We start from the raw sequence: 16222 nt of genomic DNA, 5'->3' as shown, positions 1-16222 counted from the left end.
CTATGGGCATAGCCAAAAGAAACTGGTTTATACCGGCAGCAACCGACCCTAAGCTGCCTGATGACATCAGGAACCGCTAACGGCTGCAATCTAAACGGATAGCTGCCGGTCACCAACCTAACCTTGCGCGGCAACTATCAACCTGCTGTTGTCGTTGGGCCAAAGGTGCCTACGTCGGCCTTTCGATGAAGGGCGTCAATATGCATGCTCGTCGATTACCCCCCTGACCGTTGCCAATGCCTCCCGAAGGGCCTCCTGCTCGACGGACCCCAACGCCAGGCGGATGGCATGCGGCACCTGTGCTGACGTAGCAAAGGGTTCGGCCGTTGAAACAGAAATCCGGTCGCGCATGAGCGCCGTCGCCACACGATCGGCGCGCACTTCTTCTGGCAGCGGCAGCCAGACGAAGTAGGACGCCGGATGGCGCACGAAATCTAGGCCGGCAAGGACATCCGTGACGACGGCCTGCCGTGCCATGGCGTCCCGGCGCTTCTCCGCTTCGAGGCGGGTGACGGTTCCATCTTCGAGCCAGGCGCATGCAATCGCCGTCATCACGCCAGGCGTGTTCCAGGTGCTGACGCGGATGGCGCGTTCGAGCTTCGGTACCCATTCGAGCGGCGCCGCGACAAAGCCGACGCGCAGTCCGGTGGCCACACTCTTGGAGAGCCCGGACACGTAGACCGTCCGTTCCGGGGCGAGCGCTGCTAATGGAGATGGCGGATCTTCGGCGAGAAAGGCATAGGCCGCGTCCTCGATAATGAGTAGCCCGTGTCGGCGGGCAAGCGCGATCAGGTGCTGCCGCCGATTCGCACTCATCACCCAGCCCAACGGGTTGTGCAACGTCGGCATGACATAGATGGCCCGCACGCGCCGCTTCTGGCACAAGCGCTCCAGTGCATCGAGGTCGGGGCCGTTTCCAGCCGCCGGGATCGGCGCCAGTTCTAGGCGCTGAGCGTCAGCGAGCACCTTGAACCCTGGGTAGGTCAGTGCGTCGGTGGCCACGAGATCGCCGGGCTGCAGCAGTGCCATGACGGTCGTTGCCAGGCCATGCTGGGCACCCGCCACGATCATCACCTGCTCCGCATTCACCGCCAGCCCCCGGCTGACAAGGTGGTGCGCCACCGTCGCCCGCTCGTGTTGGCGTCCAGCGTGTGGCTGGTAATGCAGCAGCGCATCCAGATCCCCCGAGGCGGCGAGCTGGCGCAGGGCTGTGCGCAGCAACTCTGCCTGGCCCGGGAGCGATGGGTAATTGAAGTTCAGATCCACCATGTCTGCAGCGGCGGCCTCCTGGTCGATCCCCAGGCCGCGAGGCAAGGAGGTCTCTCGCACAAAGGTGCCGCGCCCGGTCTCGCCGCTGACCAGCCCCATGGCCGCGAGCTCCGCATAGACGCGGGTGGCGGTGACAAGCGAAAGCCCTTCCTGGGCGGCGAGCTTCCGGTGGGTCGGCAGGCGGGTACCCGGAGGCAAGCGACCATCGCGGATTTCAGCGGCGAGCATGTCGACCAACTGTCTGTAACGGGCCAGGGGCATGCGTCAATGTATCCATGACAATTTTTTGATTGTATCGATTATTGTACTTACCATGGGTCATCGCAACAGCTTGCACGGAGCAATGAACACCATGCACATCGCCATCCTCACCTTTGAAGGTTTCAACGAACTCGATTCGCTCATCGCCCTCGAAATTCTCAATCGCATCAAGAAGCCGGACTGGCGCGTATCGATTGCCAGCCCGACCGCCCGGGTCCGTTCGATGAACGGCGTCGTGCTCGAAGCGCAGGCTTCCCTTGCCGAAGCGGCAGCGGCCGATGCGGTGCTGGTCGGCAGTGGGATGCAGACACGGGAGGTCGTCGCCGATGCTGCGCTGATGGCGCAACTGCAGTTGGACCCTGCACGACAGCTGGTAGGCGCGCAGTGCTCGGGCACGCTCGTGCTGGCCAAGCTGGGTCTGCTCGAAGACGTGCCGGCCTGTACGGACCTGATCACCAAACCCTGGGTGGAGGAAGCCGGTGTGGCAGTGCTCAACCAGCCCTTCTTTGCCCGGGGCAATGTGGCCACCGCAGGCGGCTGCCTTGCGTCGCAGTACCTGGCCAGTTGGGTCATTGCCCGGCTGGAGGGCATCGAGGCGGCCCGGAGTGCAATGCACTACGTTGCACCCGTGGGCGAAAAGGAGATCTACATCGAGCGCATGCTTCAAAACATCACGCCATTTCTGGACGAGTGCTCCGTCACAGCGTGAGATGGCCACCTTTTGTTATCAAAATGCGACCGACCTGACCATGCATATCCCCAACGCTTTCCGGGAAAACCGCACTGAAAATCTGCATCAGCTCATGCAGGCGCATCCACTGGCTCTCCTGGTGACGAACGGCGCCAGTGGCCTTCAGGCTTCTCCCTTGCCCTTCTTGCTCTACCCGGACGAAGGGGAGCACGGCGTGCTGCGAGCCCACATGGCGAGAGCCAATCCGCATTGGCAAGAGTTGGTTGGGCTGGCCGAGTGCCTTGTGGTCTTTCAAGGGCCGGAAGGCTATGTCACGCCTTCGTGGTATCCGGGCAAGGCTGAAACCCACAAGGCTGTTCCCACCTGGAACTACGCCACGGTGCATGCCTGGGGCAACCCGTCCGTGGTCGAAGATGCCGCCTGGCTGCTCAGGCAGCTGAACGACATGACAGATCATCACGAAAAGCCGCGTCTTCAGCCGTGGTCGGTTGGTGATGCGCCGGCCGACTATGTCGCGGGACAGCTGAAAGCCATCATCGGCATCGAGATCGCGATCCGGCGAATCGAAGGCAAGTTCAAGATGAGCCAGAACAAGAACGACGCTGACCGAGCGGGGGTCATTAGCGGGCTGCGTGATGAGGACGATCCCCACCGCAATATCTCTGTGGCCAGTTTGGTGGAGCGTGCGTAGGCGGAGCGGCAGCTTTCTGCTCTGGTAGCTGCCACTCTCTTGCCATCTGTTCGGTAGATCCGAACGTCTCTTCGTGGCTGGACTGAGCCGGACACCACCGGCACAGAGCGACCCGAAGCTGCTAAATGCATAACAAGTTGCTCAACCTCGCTCACTTCGTTCGCTGGGCGAGCCAAAGCTACGCTTTAGCTCGCCGGTTAGCTTAATCGTTCTGCCGCCTCTTCGGCCGGCAAGAAGAAGCGGCTGTTTGTTTGAATCCCGTAAGCCAAGGAGACACTATGAGCAACTCATCAGACACCATAACAAGACGATCGCTCATCATCACCAGCGCAACGGCACTGGCAGCACTGGCGATCGGCTGCGCGCACACCGAAGCATCCGACTCGCCGGAGAAGAAAAGGGGCGAGACGGATGCACAGCAACCTGCCGCTTCTGACACCAACGTCCGCGCGGTTCTGGATCGCGCCGTCGAGAGTTTCTTCAGTGGCTGGGCGACTGGCGACTGGGAGCCGTACCTCGCCATGCTTGCGGACGACTTCGTGTTTCAGTTCCCGATCGGCCCGTACCGGGGACGCCACACTGGACCCGATGCCAAACAGAAGATGATGGCGTGGGCGCGTGAGCATGGCACGGCGGGTAACCGCATCACGCAAAGCGACGTCGACCTGCAATTCTACGACGGCGATTGGGTGGTGGTGTGCGACCGTGGCATCGGCAATATCGGAGGACTGCCATATGACGGTCTGCACACCATATTCATGAAGGCGAGGGGGGGCAAGATCGTCGAGTACCGTGAGTACATGGGCGACATCCGGTCATGATCGAGGTCGCTCTGCGTCGAGCCGCTGGCTTGTTCGCAATGAACCTTGCTCCGCCGGGGAGCCTAGGGGGTGTTGACGTTTCGAGCCAGAGGGGTCGATGAGGACGGGGAAACCTGCAAAATCACGGTTCCCACACCGCTCCCTCCGCAGGCTGGCAATGCCCCGATCAATGCTCACTGACGAACGCTGGTCGAAGCTGGAAAAGGTTCTGCTCCAGCAAGCCATCTACCAAAAGCCGGATCTGCGCATGACGGTCGAGGGCATGCTCTACCGGATGCGCGCAGGCTGCCCGTGGAGAGACCTGCCCAGCGCCTTCGGAGGCTGGAACTCGGTCTACAAGCGTTTCAACGCGTGGTCGTCGGCGGGCAAGTGGCTCAAGGTTTTCCAGGCATTGATCGAGGAGCCCGATCTCGAGTGGGCCTTCATCGATGGCACCTATGTGAAGGCCCACCAGCACAGTGCCGGTGCGGCCACCGACCAGCCCGAAGCCATCGGTAAAAGCCGCGCGGGACACACGAGCAAGATCCATCTGGCCGTCGATGCATATGGACTGCCCGTGGCTTTCGAGATCACCGGGGGCGAGGTCAATGACTGTAGCTCGGCCCCCGAGCTGATTGCACAGCTGCCGTCCGCCGAAGCGATCGTGGCCGACAAGGGCCATGACAGCGAGTGCATCCGCGAGCAGATCGAGGCGCAGGGCGCTCAAGCGGTCATTCCCCGAAAGCGCAACTCGATCAAGGGCAATGGCGATCTGGACCGGGGGCTGTATCGCTACCGGCATCTGGTCGAGAATGCCTTTGCCCGGCTGAAGCATTACCGCGCCGTGGCGTTCCGCTACGACAAGCTGAAGCGAAATTACGAGAGCAGGGTAGCCATGGCCTGTGGGTTCCTGTGGCTCCCCATGTGACGTCAACACCCCCTAGGGGTGATCACGAACAAAAACGAAACCGCCCAGAAGGCAGCCAACATGCTGATAGTCACTGGATCTTCCCTTTCGCCAGTGCATCGACTGCGGATAACTGCATGGCTCTTTCTCGCGGACGTGAAGGGCAGTCCCCCTGTTGAAGAGTGAGAGCTACCGGGAGTCATAAGGGAAAGAGGAGAATAGAGAGATTCTGATAGAATTTTCTTTCAAATCTTCCAGAGCGCTAGCCTGTCAGGGATAATTTCTTCCACATGGATAGAATTGATCGAAAGATTCTTGCCGAGCTTCAAGCTGACGGTCGCCTCTCGCTGACAGAGCTAGCAGAGCGAGTGGGTCTGAGCCTCTCACCTTGCCATCGCCGTGTCCGTGCGATGGAGGAGGCGGGAGTGATTCAGAGCTATCGCGCTCATCTGGCGCCGGACGCCCTGGGGCTGAGCTTTTCGGCTATGGTTTTCGTGACCATGCGGGAAGGTACTAGCCGAGCGGTTGCGGAGTTCGAGACGGCTCTTCTGGAGATTCCGCAGATAATCGAGGCGCAAAGATTGTTCGGCGACCCCGATTACCTTCTACACGTCGTTACTCGAGATCTTTCGGCATTCCAGCAGCTTTATGATGAACGACTGTCGGCACTGCCTAACGTCCAACGATTGACCTCAACCCTGGTCATAAAACGGGTTATTGCAGACCGAGCCCTACCGCTGTAACGCCCCACTTACAAGATCGTGTCCGAAGTACGGCTCAGCCGGAGCGTCCGCTCCTGGCCGATGTTCCGGGCTCCGCGACCGTGCGACTGGACATTTTTTGACCAGCCGCGCATGATGCGCGCGCCTGCATGGAGCAGGCCCTACAGGAGGACGCTCATGGCCACGAAATCCCGCTCCCGGCCGAACAAAGCCAAATCCCTGGTCGCCCAACCGCTGTTCCGCTGCCGCCAGGAACAACCGAAGAAAGGCAAGGGTAGCTACCGCCGCGAAGCCTTCCGGTCCGACGACCGGAAGGCTTCGGTCTTTTCGGGCCGGGCCAATCACGCCATGCAAGAGCGGAGCCTGCGCCGCCGGGCCGCCTAAACGAACAACCCCAGCCGGAACAACCGGTCGATCCCGAGCAGGACGGCATAGGCCAGCAGCGTCGCCAGCACGCCCGCCCCCAGTGCGGGCCAGAAGCTCCAGCCCAGCTTGACCGCCGCGGGAAAGACCAGGAAGAAGGCCAGCGACGGCAGCACCAGCCAGAAGATCCCCCGCGCCAGGACAGCGGCCTGCAGAGCGCTGCCGGTATCCCGATACAACCAGATCAGCGCCAGCAGCGAGGTCAGCGGCAAGGAGGCCAGCAGCGCCCCCGCGAAAGAACTGCGCTTGCCGAGTTCGCTGATCAGCACCACCAGCAGCGCGGTCACCAGCACCTTGATCAGGAAGGCGGTCAAGAGCTCAGCTCCTGTTCCAGGCGGCCCGGGGCAGCCATCCGGTCCTCCGGCTGTGGCTCGCGCGATTCCGCATGCCGATGCAGCCAGCGGTACAGCGCCGGCAGCACGACCAGGGTCAGCAGGGTCGAAGAAATGATCCCGCCGATGACCACCGTCGCCAGCGGCCGCTGGACCTCGGAGCCGGCGCCGACGTTGAGCGCCATCGGCAAAAAGCCGAGCGACGCCACCAAAGCGGTCATCAGCACCGGGCGCAGGCGGCCGAGGGCGCCCTCGACGAGCGCCGTCTCGAGGCCCGCGCCGCGCTCGCGCAAGCGGCGCACGAAGGCGATCATCACCAGCCCGTTGAGCACCGCCACCCCGGACAGGGCGATGAAGCCGACCCCGGCGGAGATCGACAGCGGGATGCCGCGCAGGGCCAGGGCGATCACCCCGCCGGTCAGCGCCAGCGGCACGCCACTGAACACGATGAGCGCATCGCGCACCGAGCCGAAGGCCCAGAACAGCAGGGCGAAGATCAGCGCCAGGGTGACCGGTACCACGATCGCCAGGCGCTGGCTGGCCGAGATCAGTTGCTCGAAGGTACCGCCGTAGTCGACCCAGTAGCCGGCCGGCACCGTGACCTCGGCGGCCACCCGCTGGCGCAGCTCGGCGACGAAGCCGCCGAGGTCGCGCCCGCGCACGTTGGCGGTCACCACCACCCGGCGCTTGCCGTTCTCCCGGTTGATCTGGTTAGGCCCCTGCTGGATCTCCAGCTTCGCCACCTCGCGCAGCGGCACGGTCTGCGGCGCGCCGGACAGCCAGGCGGCGGCGCGGCTGGACTCGTCGGCGTTGAGGCCGTCGCCGAGCGGGATCGGCAGGTCGGCCAGGGCCGCGGGGTCCTGACGCAGGCGCTCGGGCAGGCGCACCACGATGTCGAAGCGCCGGTCGCCCTCGAACAGCTGGCCGGCGACCTCGCCGCCGACCGCCGTGGCCAGGGTGTCCTGCACCGCGCCGGGGTTGAGGCCGTAGCGCGCCAGCGCCTGGCGGTCGGGGACGACGCTGAGCAGCGGCAACCCGGTGGCCTGCTCCAGCTTGACGTCGGCGGCGCCCGGCACCCGCTTGGCCAGCGCCTCGATCTCCTGACCGACCGCCACCAGCCGCTCCAGGTCGTCGCCATAGAGCTTGATCGCCACATCGGCACGCACCCCCGAGATCAGCTCGTTCATGCGCATCTGGATCGGCTGGGTGAACTCATAGTTGTTGCCCGGCAACCGCTTGACCGCTGCCTCGATCTCGGCGATCAGCGCGGCCTTGGGCTTGCGTGGGTCGGGCCACTGCGCGCGCGGCTTGAGGATCAGGAAGGTGTCGGCCACCGAGGGCGGCATCGGGTCGGTGGCCACCTCGGCGGTGCCGAGCTTGCCGAACACCCGCTCCACCTCGGGAAACTGCTTGATCCGCGCCTCCAGGGTCGCCTGCATGCGGATCGCCTGGTCCAGGCTGGTGCCGGGAATGCGCAGCGCATGCAGGGCGATGTCGCCCTCGTCGAGGCTCGGCACGAACTCGCTGCCCAGCCGGGTGGCAAGCAGCCCGCAGGCGGCGACCAGCGCCAGCGCCGCGGCGATCACCCAGCCGCGCCGGCGCAGCGACCAGCCCAGCAGCGGCGCATAGCCGCGCCGCGCCCAGCGCATCAGGCGGGTGTCGTGCTCCGCCACGCGGCCGCGCAAAAACAGCGCGATGGCCGCCGGCACGAAGGTCAGCGACAGCAGCATGGCGCCGCTCAGGGCCAGCACCACGGTGATAGCCATCGGCTGGAACATCCGCCCTTCGATGCCGCCGAGGGCGAAGATCGGCAGGTAGACGGCGGTGATGATGCCCAGCCCGAACAGGCTCGGGCGGATCACCTCGGCGGTGGCCGAAGCCGCGGTGTCGAGCCGCTCGCCGCCGGTCATCGGCCGGCCCAGCGCCTGCTGCAGGGCGCCGAAGCGGCGCAGGCAGTTCTCGACGATGATCACCGCGCCGTCGACGATCAGGCCGAAGTCCAGCGCGCCCAGGCTCATCAGGTTGCCCGACACCCCACCGCGCAGCATACCGGTGACGGTGAGCAGCATCGACAGCGGAATCACCATGGCGGTGATCAGCGCCGCGCGGAAGTTGCCGAGCAGCAGGAACAGCACCGCGATCACCAGCAGCGCACCCTCGGCCAGGTTCTTGGCCACCGTCTCGATGGTGCGCTCGACCAGGCGGGTGCGGTCGTAGACCGGGTTGGCGCTGACCCCGGGCGGCAGGCTCCGGTTCGCCTCGGCGAGCTGCTCCGCCGAGGCCTGGGCGACCTCGCGGCTGTTCGCGCCGATCAGCATGAACACCGTGCCCAGCACCACCTCGCTGCCGTTCTGGGTGGCCGCGCCGTTGCGCAGCTCCGGCCCCTCGCCCACCTCGGCCACGTCGCGCACGCGGATCGGCACGCCCTCGCGGCGGTCCAGCACGATGTCGCGCAGGGCGTCGAGGTCGGCGATCTGCCCGGGGGCGCGGACCAGGAACTGCTGGCCGTTGCGTTCGATGTAGCCGGCGCCGAGGTTCCGGTTGTTCGCCGCCACCGCGCGGACCACGTCGTGCAGGGTGAAGCCCAGGGCGACCAGCCGGGCCGGATCGGGGGTGATGTGGATCTGCCGGGCAAAGCCGCCGATGGTGTTGACCTCGGTGACCCCGGGGGTGTTGCGCAGCTGCGGCCGCACCACCCAGTCCTGCAGGGTGCGCAGGTCGGTGGCGCTCCAAGGCGTGCCGTCGGGCTTGCGCGCCGCCGGGTCGGCATCGAGCGTGTACATGAAAATCTCGCCCATGCCGGTGGCAATCGGGCCCATCGCCGGCTCGAGGCCGGCCGGCAGCTGCGCGCGCACCTGCTGCAGGCGCTCGCCGACCTGCTGGCGGGCGAAGTACAGGTCGGTGCCGTCCCGGAACACCACGGTGACCTGCGACAGGCCGTAGCGCGAGATCGAGCGCATGTGGTCCAGGCCGGGCAGGCCGGCCAGCGCGGTCTCGATCGGGAAGGTCACGCGCTGCTCGGCCTCGAGCGGCGAGTAGCCGGCAGCCTCGGTGTTGATTTGCACCTGCACGTTGGTGATGTCCGGGGTGACGTCGATCGGCAGCTTGGTGAAGCTCCAGCCGCCCAGGCCCGCCAGGGCCAGGGTGAGCGCAAGCATCAGCCAGCGCTGGACGATGGCGAAGCGAATGATGTTCTCGAGCATCGCGGCACCCTCAGTGATCGTGGGAAGCGCCGGACTTTTCAATGTCCGCCTTCACTAGGTAGCTCTGCTCGACCACCAGATCATCGCCCGGCTCGATCCCCGCCAGCACCTCGACCCGCTCGGCGTCGCGCCGGCCCAGCTCGACCGGGCGCACCTCGTAGGTGTCGCCGACGCGAACGAACACCACCTCCCAGTCGCGGAAGGTTTGCAGCGCCGCCAGCGGCACGACCAGCGCGGCCGGCTGGCGGGCGACGACGATGCGCGCCTTGACCGCCGAGCCGGGACGCCAGAAGCCGTCGGCGTTGGCCAGGCTGGCACGGGCCACGGTACTCTGGCTGACCGTCGCGGTGCCGGGCAGCACGCGCTCGAGCACGCTGCGGGCGCTGGCGCCGTCGCTCAGGCGGGTCACCTCGACGGGAAGGCCCGGACGGATGTGCTGGGCATCGGCGCCGAACAGGTGCAGGTCGACCCACAGGGTCGACAGGTCGGCGACCTCGAACAAGGGCGCGCTCTCGCCGGCCAGGGCGCCGAGGCTGGCGTTGCGCGCCAGCACCACGCCGGAGATCGGCGAGGTCACCAGGTACTCGGTCAGGCTCAGGTTGCTTTCCACGCTGGCCAGGGTCTGTCCCGCGCGCACCGGGTCGCCGACGTTGACGGCGAGGCGGCGGATCGGCCCGGGAAAGCGCGCCGCGACCTTGGCGACCTTGCCTTCGACCGGGGTCAGCAGCCCCTGAACCTCGTGCGCGTCGGCGATCTCCCCGGGACCGGCCGGCGCCACGCGGATGCCGGCCTCCTCGGCGATGGTCCGCTCGATCTCGGTGCGTCCCTCGTAGCTCGGGTAGGCCCAGCGCAGCGCCTGGCCCTCGACCGTGGCGAGCACCTCGACGTCGAACGAATGCGGCTCGCCGACCACGCTGGAGGCCATCAGGCTGCCATCGGCCTGGGCTTCCAGCCGGTGGTTCTCGGCACTGTCGCCAAGGCGCCTGAGGCGCACCTCGATGCTGCCGGCCGCGGGCGGCAGCAACTGGCCGTCGCGGTACAGCCAGGCCTGGTATTTCGGCGGCGTGCCGTCCTCGGCGATTCCCAGCTCGACGGCCAGCGCGCCCTGCTCGAGCAGGCGGCCACCATGTGCGCCCTTGCGCAGCTCGTCGTGCTCTTCATGTTCACCATGCCCGCCGTGCTCGCCGGCATGCTCGTGAGGGGCGGACTCGGCCGGCGAATGGCCGTCGCAGGCAGTCAGCGCCAGGGTCAGGGCCAGCAGCAGACCGGCCGGGAGGGATGCTTTCATGGGGCGTTTCCTTGGTCGGTGGACGGAGCGGCGACGAATGCCTGGCCGGTGAGTCGCTGGATTTCGATGAGGGTGCGCTGGGCGTCGAGCGCGGCGTCGAGCTGCTGGCGGCGGGCCGCAGTCCGCTCGGACTGCAGCTGGGCCCATTCCAGGTAGCTGACAGCGCCAGCGCGATAGGCACGCTCGGCGGCGCCCTCGGCGCGGGACAGCAGGGGGATGACCTCGGCCTGCAGGCGGCGGACCTCGAGCTGCGCGGCGCGGTAACGGCCGTGCGCCTCGGCCAGGGTGGAATGCAGCGACAGCTCGCGGGCCTCGCGCTCGATCTCCAGCGCCGTCAGCTCGGCCTGGGCGGCGCGGATCTCGGGTTCGGCACGGCGCTCCGCGCCCAGCGGCAGCGACAGGCTGCCGACCAGGCCGAAGTCGTCGCTCGCCTCGAGGCGGCGCACGCCGACCTGCCAGCTCAGGTCCGCCGCCGCCTGGCTGCGCGCCAGTTGCAGACGCGCCTCGCGGATGCGCCGCTGGCCGACGAACTGGCTCAGCTCCGGGGTGCGCTCGAGCAGTGCGCTCAGCGCGGCGAAGTCGGCGATCTCCGGCAGTCGCGCGGGATCAGCGACGACCACCTCGAACTGCGGATCGCGCTCGCCCCAGAGCGCCGCCAGGTATTGGCGCGCCGCATCCAAGCGCTGCCGGGCCCTGGCCCGCTCCAGCTCGGCGCGGGCCAGGGCCGCCTCTGCGGTGAGGGCCACCGACTCCGGCGAGGCGCCGGCCTGCAGGCGCCGGCGCGCCCCGGCCAGGGTCCGCCGGCGCTGGGCGATGTCCTGCTCGGCGATCTCGCCCTGGCGGCGGGCCGCGACCATCGCCAGATAGCGCCGGGCCACTTCGGCCAGCAGGTCCAGGCGCCGCGCCTCGCGCTCGACCGCCAGGGCGTCGATGCGGCTGCGGGCCAGGATCTGCCGCGCATCAAGCTTGCCGCCGCGCTCCAGCACCGAGGCCAGGCTCAGGGTCAGCTCGGCGCCTTGCAGGCCACGCGCTTCGTCGGTGCCGAAGGCGTTCTCCAGGGTGGCGCCGGCGACCAGCGCCGGACGCAGGGCGGCGCGGTCACGTTCCGCGGCGAACACCGCGCCGCGGCTGTCGAACAGGCGCAGTTCGGGATGGGTGGCGGCGACGCGGGCGAAGGCGTCGTCCAGGGAAAGACGGTCGGCGGCGAGCGCGGGCCAGGCCACGGGGAATACCGCGACCAATGCGGCGAGCGCCGCGAGTCGTGAACGCATGAAGAAGCTCCGATCGGATCAAGGTAAGGGAGTGCCGGCTACAGGCCAGGCGGGTGCTTACGCGACGATCGGCGGTCGGTAGGGCGCGTGGGGGGGCGACACGGGCAGGAGCGGCGTCTCGTCCAGCGCGCGGACACGGCTCGGAGTAACGGCGCTCAGGCACGGGAAGGCGGACAGGGCGACCTGCGCAACATGCCCGGCGCAATGGGCGGAGTGGAGCAGCGCATGCAGGCCTCCGCCACTCTCATCGTCCACCTCCACTTGGGCGCCCGGGTCGCTGCCGTGGCCGGACGCGTGCCCGAGATGGGCATGTGCGCCGTGCGGAGCATGGGAGAGGTCGTGGAGCTCGCCGAGCGAGGTCAGCACCGGAGTCACCAGCATGGCCAGCAGCAGCGCCAGTGCGACGAGGCACGGGACAAGCGCGGGGCGATGATGAGGAAAACCGGACATGGCTACGAGGACCTGGGCAATCCGCTGTCGAGAGGGGGTGACAGGAAGCGCGGGTCACCCTACACGCGCCGGCAGCGCGACGCAACCGGGGCGGTGCCCTTCCGGCGGGTCCGGGCGGACAAGCCTTTCCCCGACATGTTATGGTCGCCGCTTGATTGCAGCCTTCGAGATGTACCGATGCTCAGCACCCCGGCCCCCGGCCAGATTCTCCGCCAGCTGATCGCCGGCAGCGCACTGGCCCTGCTGACCGCCTGCGTCGACACCCCCGCCGCTGACTCCGCCCCGGCAGTCGCCGCGCCAACCCCGAGCGCGCCCAGCGTGGCACCCTTGACGACGGTCGGCGCGCCGTCTGCGCTCTCGACCGCGCCGCTCGCCGCCATCAGCTTCGAGGACTGGCGCGAGAATTTCCGCCGCGAGGCGCTGGCCGGCGGCATCCAGCCGCTGGTGTTCGACCGGGCGTTCGCCGGCGTCGGCCCCGACCCCGGGGTGGTCACCGCGGACCGCAGCCAGCCGGAGTTCACCCGGCCGGTCTGGGAATACCTGGAAGGCGCCCTGGCCGAGAAGCGGGTGCGCAGCGGCCAGACCCTGCTGAGCCGGCATGCCGAACTGCTGGGCCGGATCGAGGCGCGCTATGGCGTCGACCGCCAGGCGCTGGTGGCGGTCTGGGGGCTGGAAAGCAACTTCGGCCAGGTCATGGGCAACAAGTCGGTGATCCGCTCGCTGGCCACCCTGGCCTTCGAGGGACGTCGCCCGCAGTTTGCCCACGACCAGCTGCTGGCGGCCCTGTCGATCCTGCAGAACGGCGACGTGCGGCCGGAGCGGATGATCGGCTCCTGGGCGGGCGCCATGGGCCAGACCCAGTTCATCCCGACCACCTACCACAGCCATGCGGTGGACTTCGACGGTGACGGGCGCCGCGACATCTGGGACTCGACCGCCGACGCCCTGGCCTCCACTGCCCACTACCTGCAGGCATCCGGCTGGCGCCGGGGGCAACCCTGGGGCTTCGAGGTACGGTTGCCGAAGGGCTTCGACTACGCCCAGGCCGACATGGCCACGCGCAAGTCGCTGCATGAATGGCGCCAGCTGGGCCTGAGCCTGCCCGCCACCAGCGCCCAGGACGGCGAGCAGGCCAGCCTGCTGCTGCCCGCCGGGCACCGCGGCCCGGCCTTCCTGGTGCTGGGCAACTTCCGCAGCATCCTCAAGTACAACAACTCGACCTCCTACGCGCTGGCCATCGGACTGCTCGCCGAGCGATTCCAGAACCGCGGGCAGATCGTCGCCGCATGGCCGCATGGCGATACGCCGCTGAGCCGCAGCGAGCGCATCGAGCTGCAGAACCTGCTGTCCGGCAACGGCTTCGACCCCGGCAGTGCCGACGGCATCATCGGCGCCAATACCCGCAAGGCAGTGCGCAGCTTTCAGCAGACCCTCGGCTGGCCGGCCGATGGCTACCCGACCAGCGAGCTGCTCGAGGCCCTGCGCCTGCAGTGAGGCGGTCCCGGCCGCTCAGAGGCCCATCCCTGCTACAACCGCACCGAAGATGAAGCCTTGAAGCCGCAGGGGCGAATATCTTTGCGCCCAGAGTCCCACGGAACGACCGCTGGGCACGAATAGCTCCGCTATCGGCACCGATACGCTGCTCGTTCTCCTGCAATGCCTGACGAACCGCTCGCCTCCCCAATGAGCCCGTGGATTGCCCCGGAGCGACTTGCCAAATAAAAACCCGAACGCTAAGGTAGCGCTGTCCATATGGCGCGGCCCTTTCCAGCCGCCCGCTTCGGGACAGCCTTGGTGGCAGTCCACAAGAACAACAAGATAGCGATGACAGACTCTGCCCTGCAGTGCATTTCGACCTGCTGAGATAGCGCTATCCAAGTACCGAGGTACCTTATGGCCCACCCCAGCAAGGCTCGTGCGCACGGGCGCCGCCGCTTGCGGCAAATCCGGTCCCGGTCCGGCGCCTGGCCCGCGCAGCGGCGCTACCGTCAGGAACGACGTTTTCCCCTCCCGCCTCCCCTTACCTTCACTGCCCTGCGCAGATCGCCGAACGTCGGTCACGCGCCAGTCATCCCGTGTCGCTTCGGCGAGAGCGGGAGGAGCAATGCAGTCTCGGCCAAAGGCGATGCCGCCGACGACATCGGCGGCTACTAGAACAACGCCAGCCGCGCCTGCATTCCACGGCCAGCCACAGTCTACCCGCGAAGGCAGCGGGAAATGACGTATCCGGAATTTCTTCACAACAACAACGAGACCCCACGGATAGCCTATGAAAACCCTTCGTCACCCCCAGCCGGGCCCCCTGCTCGCCCTGTCCCTTTCGATCCTGCTCGCAAGCGCCGGCACGGCCTTCGCACAGGACACCTGGACCCACCAGGACGCCAGCACACAACGGTCGCTCACCCCCGACGAGACCTACCCGGAACTCTTCCAGAGCGTCCAGCAGCAATGGCTGTTCGACGACCAGAAGCACTTCGTGGACGCCGTGCCGCGACGCGATCCCGCCGCCATCCGTGCCGACTACCTGGCCCGGCGCAACCAGCCCGGCTTCGACCTCCGGCAGTTCGTGGCGGACAACTTCGAGCCCTCCGCCCCGGCAGAAACCCAACCGACCACCGCGGGCGTGAGCCTGCGCGAGCACATCGACAAGCTCTGGCCGGCTCTCACCCGCCAGCATGTAGAGGTCCCCGCACACAGCAGCAAGCTGCCGCTTCCCTACCCCTATGTGGTGCCGGGCGGGCGCTTTCGCGAGATGTACTACTGGGACTCCTACTTCACCATGCTGGGCCTGGTCGAGAGCGGTGAGAAGCAACTGGCCCGGCACATGGTCGACAACTTCGCCTACCTGATCGACACCTACGGCCATATCCCCAACGGCACCCGCTCCTATTACCTGAGCCGTTCGCAGCCCCCCTTCTTCTCGCTCATGGTCGAACTGGTGGCGCAAACGGAGGGCGACGATGCCTATCGCCGCTATCTGCCGCAACTGCAGAAGGAATATGCCTACTGGATGGAAGGCTCCCAGACCCTCAAGCCCGGCGAAGCGGCACGCTATGTCGTACGGCTGGCCGACGGCAGCCTGTTCAATCGCTACTGGGACGATCGCGACACGCCGCGCCAGGAGTCCTACATGCAGGACCGCGAGACCGCCGAACAGGCCCACGGACGTCCGGCCAACGAGGTCTACCGCGACCTGCGCGCCGGCGCCGCCAGCGGCTGGGACTACAGCTCCCGCTGGCTGGAAGACCGCAAGAACATGGCGACCATCCGCACCACCGCCATCGTTCCGGTCGATCTGAACAGCCTGCTGTACCACCTGGAAACCACCATCGCCCTGGCGTGCGAGAAGAACACCATGCCGAGCTGCACGGACGCCTACAGCGCACGCGCTGATCGGCGCAAGCGGGCGATTGAACGGCATCTGTGGAATAGCGCCGGTTACTACGGCGACTTCGACTGGAAAAAGAACCAGCTCAGTGACCAGGTCACTGCCGCCACACTGTATCCCCTGTTCGTCGGCGTGTCCTCCCCTGGGCGGGCCCGCTTCACCGCCAAGACGGTGGAAGCAAGCCTGGTCAAGCCAGGCGGGCTGAACACCACGCAAATCGACAACGGACAGCAGTGGGACGCCCCCAACGGCTGGGCGCCCCTGCAGTGGATCGCCGTGTCCGGCCTGCGCCGCTACGGCCAGGAGCAGCTGGCGCAGACCATCGCCCGGAACTTCCTCGCCCAAGTGCAGGCGCTGTTCGAGAAGGAGCACAAGCTGGTGGAGAAATACAGCGTGGAGGGCGAGAACCTCGGCGGTGGCGGCGGCGAATACAAGCTGCAGGACGGCTTCGGCTGGACCAACGGCGTCACCCTGAAACTGCTGGGCCTCTATCCGCAGCAGGAGGCGGTGGCAAGGCAATAGGAAC

12 protein-coding genes and 1 pseudogene are annotated in these 16222 nt (G+C 67.0%); 8 read left to right on the top strand and 5 right to left on the bottom strand.

Annotation, left to right across the window (positions count from 1 at the left end):
• Nucleotides 1-195: 195 nt before the first annotated feature.
• Nucleotides 196-1530: an aminotransferase-like domain-containing protein gene (locus ACYVD0_RS05045; protein ID WP_460425788.1), complete on the bottom strand. Its 1335-nt coding sequence runs from the start codon at nucleotides 1528-1530 to the stop codon at nucleotides 196-198.
• Nucleotides 1531-1621: 91 nt separating this feature from the next.
• On the opposite strand from ACYVD0_RS05045, the gene ACYVD0_RS05040 reads away from it, so the two are divergent.
• The 6 genes and pseudogenes from ACYVD0_RS05040 to arfA all read left to right on the top strand — a co-directional run.
• Nucleotides 1622-2239: a DJ-1/PfpI family protein gene (locus ACYVD0_RS05040; RefSeq protein ID WP_460425787.1), complete on the top strand. Its 618-nt coding sequence runs from the start codon at nucleotides 1622-1624 to the stop codon at nucleotides 2237-2239.
• A gap of 1 nt (nucleotide 2240) precedes the next feature.
• Nucleotides 2241-2912 (top strand): FMN-binding negative transcriptional regulator, encoded by a 672-nt coding sequence (locus ACYVD0_RS05035; protein ID WP_460425786.1) that lies wholly within the window; start codon nucleotides 2241-2243, stop codon nucleotides 2910-2912.
• Between the two features lie 278 nt (nucleotides 2913-3190).
• Nucleotides 3191-3733 (top strand): nuclear transport factor 2 family protein, encoded by a 543-nt coding sequence (locus ACYVD0_RS05030; protein ID WP_460425785.1) that lies wholly within the window; start codon nucleotides 3191-3193, stop codon nucleotides 3731-3733.
• A 157-nt stretch (nucleotides 3734-3890) separates the two neighbouring features.
• A complete protein-coding gene (locus ACYVD0_RS05025; RefSeq protein WP_460425784.1) occupies nucleotides 3891-4640 on the top strand; it encodes an IS5 family transposase in 750 nt (249 codons plus the stop codon).
• A 269-nt stretch (nucleotides 4641-4909) separates the two neighbouring features.
• Nucleotides 4910-5362, top strand: a complete 453-nt coding sequence (locus ACYVD0_RS05020; protein ID WP_460425783.1) for an Lrp/AsnC family transcriptional regulator — start codon at nucleotides 4910-4912, stop codon at nucleotides 5360-5362.
• Between the two features lie 156 nt (nucleotides 5363-5518).
• Nucleotides 5519-5668: pseudogene (gene arfA, locus ACYVD0_RS05015) on the top strand (alternative ribosome rescue factor ArfA); the annotation flags it as partial.
• Between the two features lie 53 nt (nucleotides 5669-5721).
• On the opposite strand, the gene ACYVD0_RS05010 reads toward arfA, so the two are convergent.
• The 4 genes from ACYVD0_RS05010 to ACYVD0_RS04995 are packed head-to-tail and all read right to left on the bottom strand — an operon-like array spanning nucleotide 5722 to nucleotide 11858.
• Complete coding sequence (locus ACYVD0_RS05010; protein WP_460425782.1) at nucleotides 5722-6078, bottom strand: DUF3147 family protein; 357 nt, start codon at nucleotides 6076-6078, stop codon at nucleotides 5722-5724.
• Nucleotides 6075-9299: an efflux RND transporter permease subunit gene (locus tag ACYVD0_RS05005; protein ID WP_460425781.1), complete on the bottom strand. Its 3225-nt coding sequence runs from the start codon at nucleotides 9297-9299 to the stop codon at nucleotides 6075-6077. The genes ACYVD0_RS05010 and ACYVD0_RS05005 overlap by 4 nt, the downstream gene beginning before the upstream one ends.
• A gap of 10 nt (nucleotides 9300-9309) precedes the next feature.
• Nucleotides 9310-10587 carry an efflux RND transporter periplasmic adaptor subunit gene (locus ACYVD0_RS05000; RefSeq protein ID WP_460425780.1) on the bottom strand — a complete coding sequence of 426 codons (1278 nt, stop codon included), beginning with the start codon at nucleotides 10585-10587 and terminating at the stop codon, nucleotides 9310-9312.
• The gene (locus tag ACYVD0_RS04995; protein ID WP_460425779.1) at nucleotides 10584-11858 is read right to left on the bottom strand and encodes a TolC family protein; all 1275 of its coding nucleotides are present in this window, start codon (nucleotides 11856-11858) and stop codon (nucleotides 10584-10586) included. The genes ACYVD0_RS05000 and ACYVD0_RS04995 overlap by 4 nt, the downstream gene beginning before the upstream one ends.
• Before the next feature lie 627 nt (nucleotides 11859-12485).
• Between ACYVD0_RS04995 and ACYVD0_RS04990 the strand changes: the two genes are divergently transcribed.
• Together ACYVD0_RS04990 and treA are read left to right on the top strand one after the other, a co-directional pair.
• Nucleotides 12486-13802 (top strand): lytic murein transglycosylase, encoded by a 1317-nt coding sequence (locus ACYVD0_RS04990; RefSeq protein ID WP_460425800.1) that lies wholly within the window; start codon nucleotides 12486-12488, stop codon nucleotides 13800-13802.
• A 775-nt stretch (nucleotides 13803-14577) separates the two neighbouring features.
• Nucleotides 14578-16218, top strand: a complete 1641-nt coding sequence (gene treA / locus ACYVD0_RS04985) for a trehalase domain-containing protein (protein ID WP_460425778.1) — start codon at nucleotides 14578-14580, stop codon at nucleotides 16216-16218.
• Nucleotides 16219-16222: the final 4 nt, after the last annotated feature.

It is taken from the genome of Azotobacter armeniacus (assembly GCF_054779355.1).
The sequence above is the reverse complement of the archived record's forward strand: the minus strand, read 5'-3'. Positions and strand labels throughout refer to the sequence as shown.

What these genes read in the sequence shown, in the direction of transcription:
- ACYVD0_RS05035 (WP_460425786.1), top strand. Translation starts at nt 2,241, where the DNA reads ATGGCCACCTTTTGTTATCAAAATGCGACCGACCTGACCATGCATATC.
- treA (WP_460425778.1), top strand. Translation starts at nt 14,578, where the DNA reads ATGAAAACCCTTCGTCACCCCCAGCCGGGCCCCCTGCTCGCCCTGTCC.
- ACYVD0_RS05005 (WP_460425781.1), bottom strand. Translation starts at nt 9,299, where the DNA reads ATGCTCGAGAACATCATTCGCTTCGCCATCGTCCAGCGCTGGCTGATG.
- ACYVD0_RS05030 (WP_460425785.1), top strand. Translation starts at nt 3,191, where the DNA reads ATGAGCAACTCATCAGACACCATAACAAGACGATCGCTCATCATCACC.
- ACYVD0_RS05045 (WP_460425788.1), bottom strand. Translation starts at nt 1,530, where the DNA reads ATGCCCCTGGCCCGTTACAGACAGTTGGTCGACATGCTCGCCGCTGAA.
- ACYVD0_RS04995 (WP_460425779.1), bottom strand. Translation starts at nt 11,858, where the DNA reads ATGCGTTCACGACTCGCGGCGCTCGCCGCATTGGTCGCGGTATTCCCC.
- ACYVD0_RS05000 (WP_460425780.1), bottom strand. Translation starts at nt 10,587, where the DNA reads ATGAAAGCATCCCTCCCGGCCGGTCTGCTGCTGGCCCTGACCCTGGCG.
- ACYVD0_RS05020 (WP_460425783.1), top strand. Translation starts at nt 4,910, where the DNA reads ATGGATAGAATTGATCGAAAGATTCTTGCCGAGCTTCAAGCTGACGGT.
- ACYVD0_RS05040 (WP_460425787.1), top strand. Translation starts at nt 1,622, where the DNA reads ATGCACATCGCCATCCTCACCTTTGAAGGTTTCAACGAACTCGATTCG.
- ACYVD0_RS04990 (WP_460425800.1), top strand. Translation starts at nt 12,486, where the DNA reads ATGCTCAGCACCCCGGCCCCCGGCCAGATTCTCCGCCAGCTGATCGCC.
- ACYVD0_RS05025 (WP_460425784.1), top strand. Translation starts at nt 3,891, where the DNA reads ATGCCCCGATCAATGCTCACTGACGAACGCTGGTCGAAGCTGGAAAAG.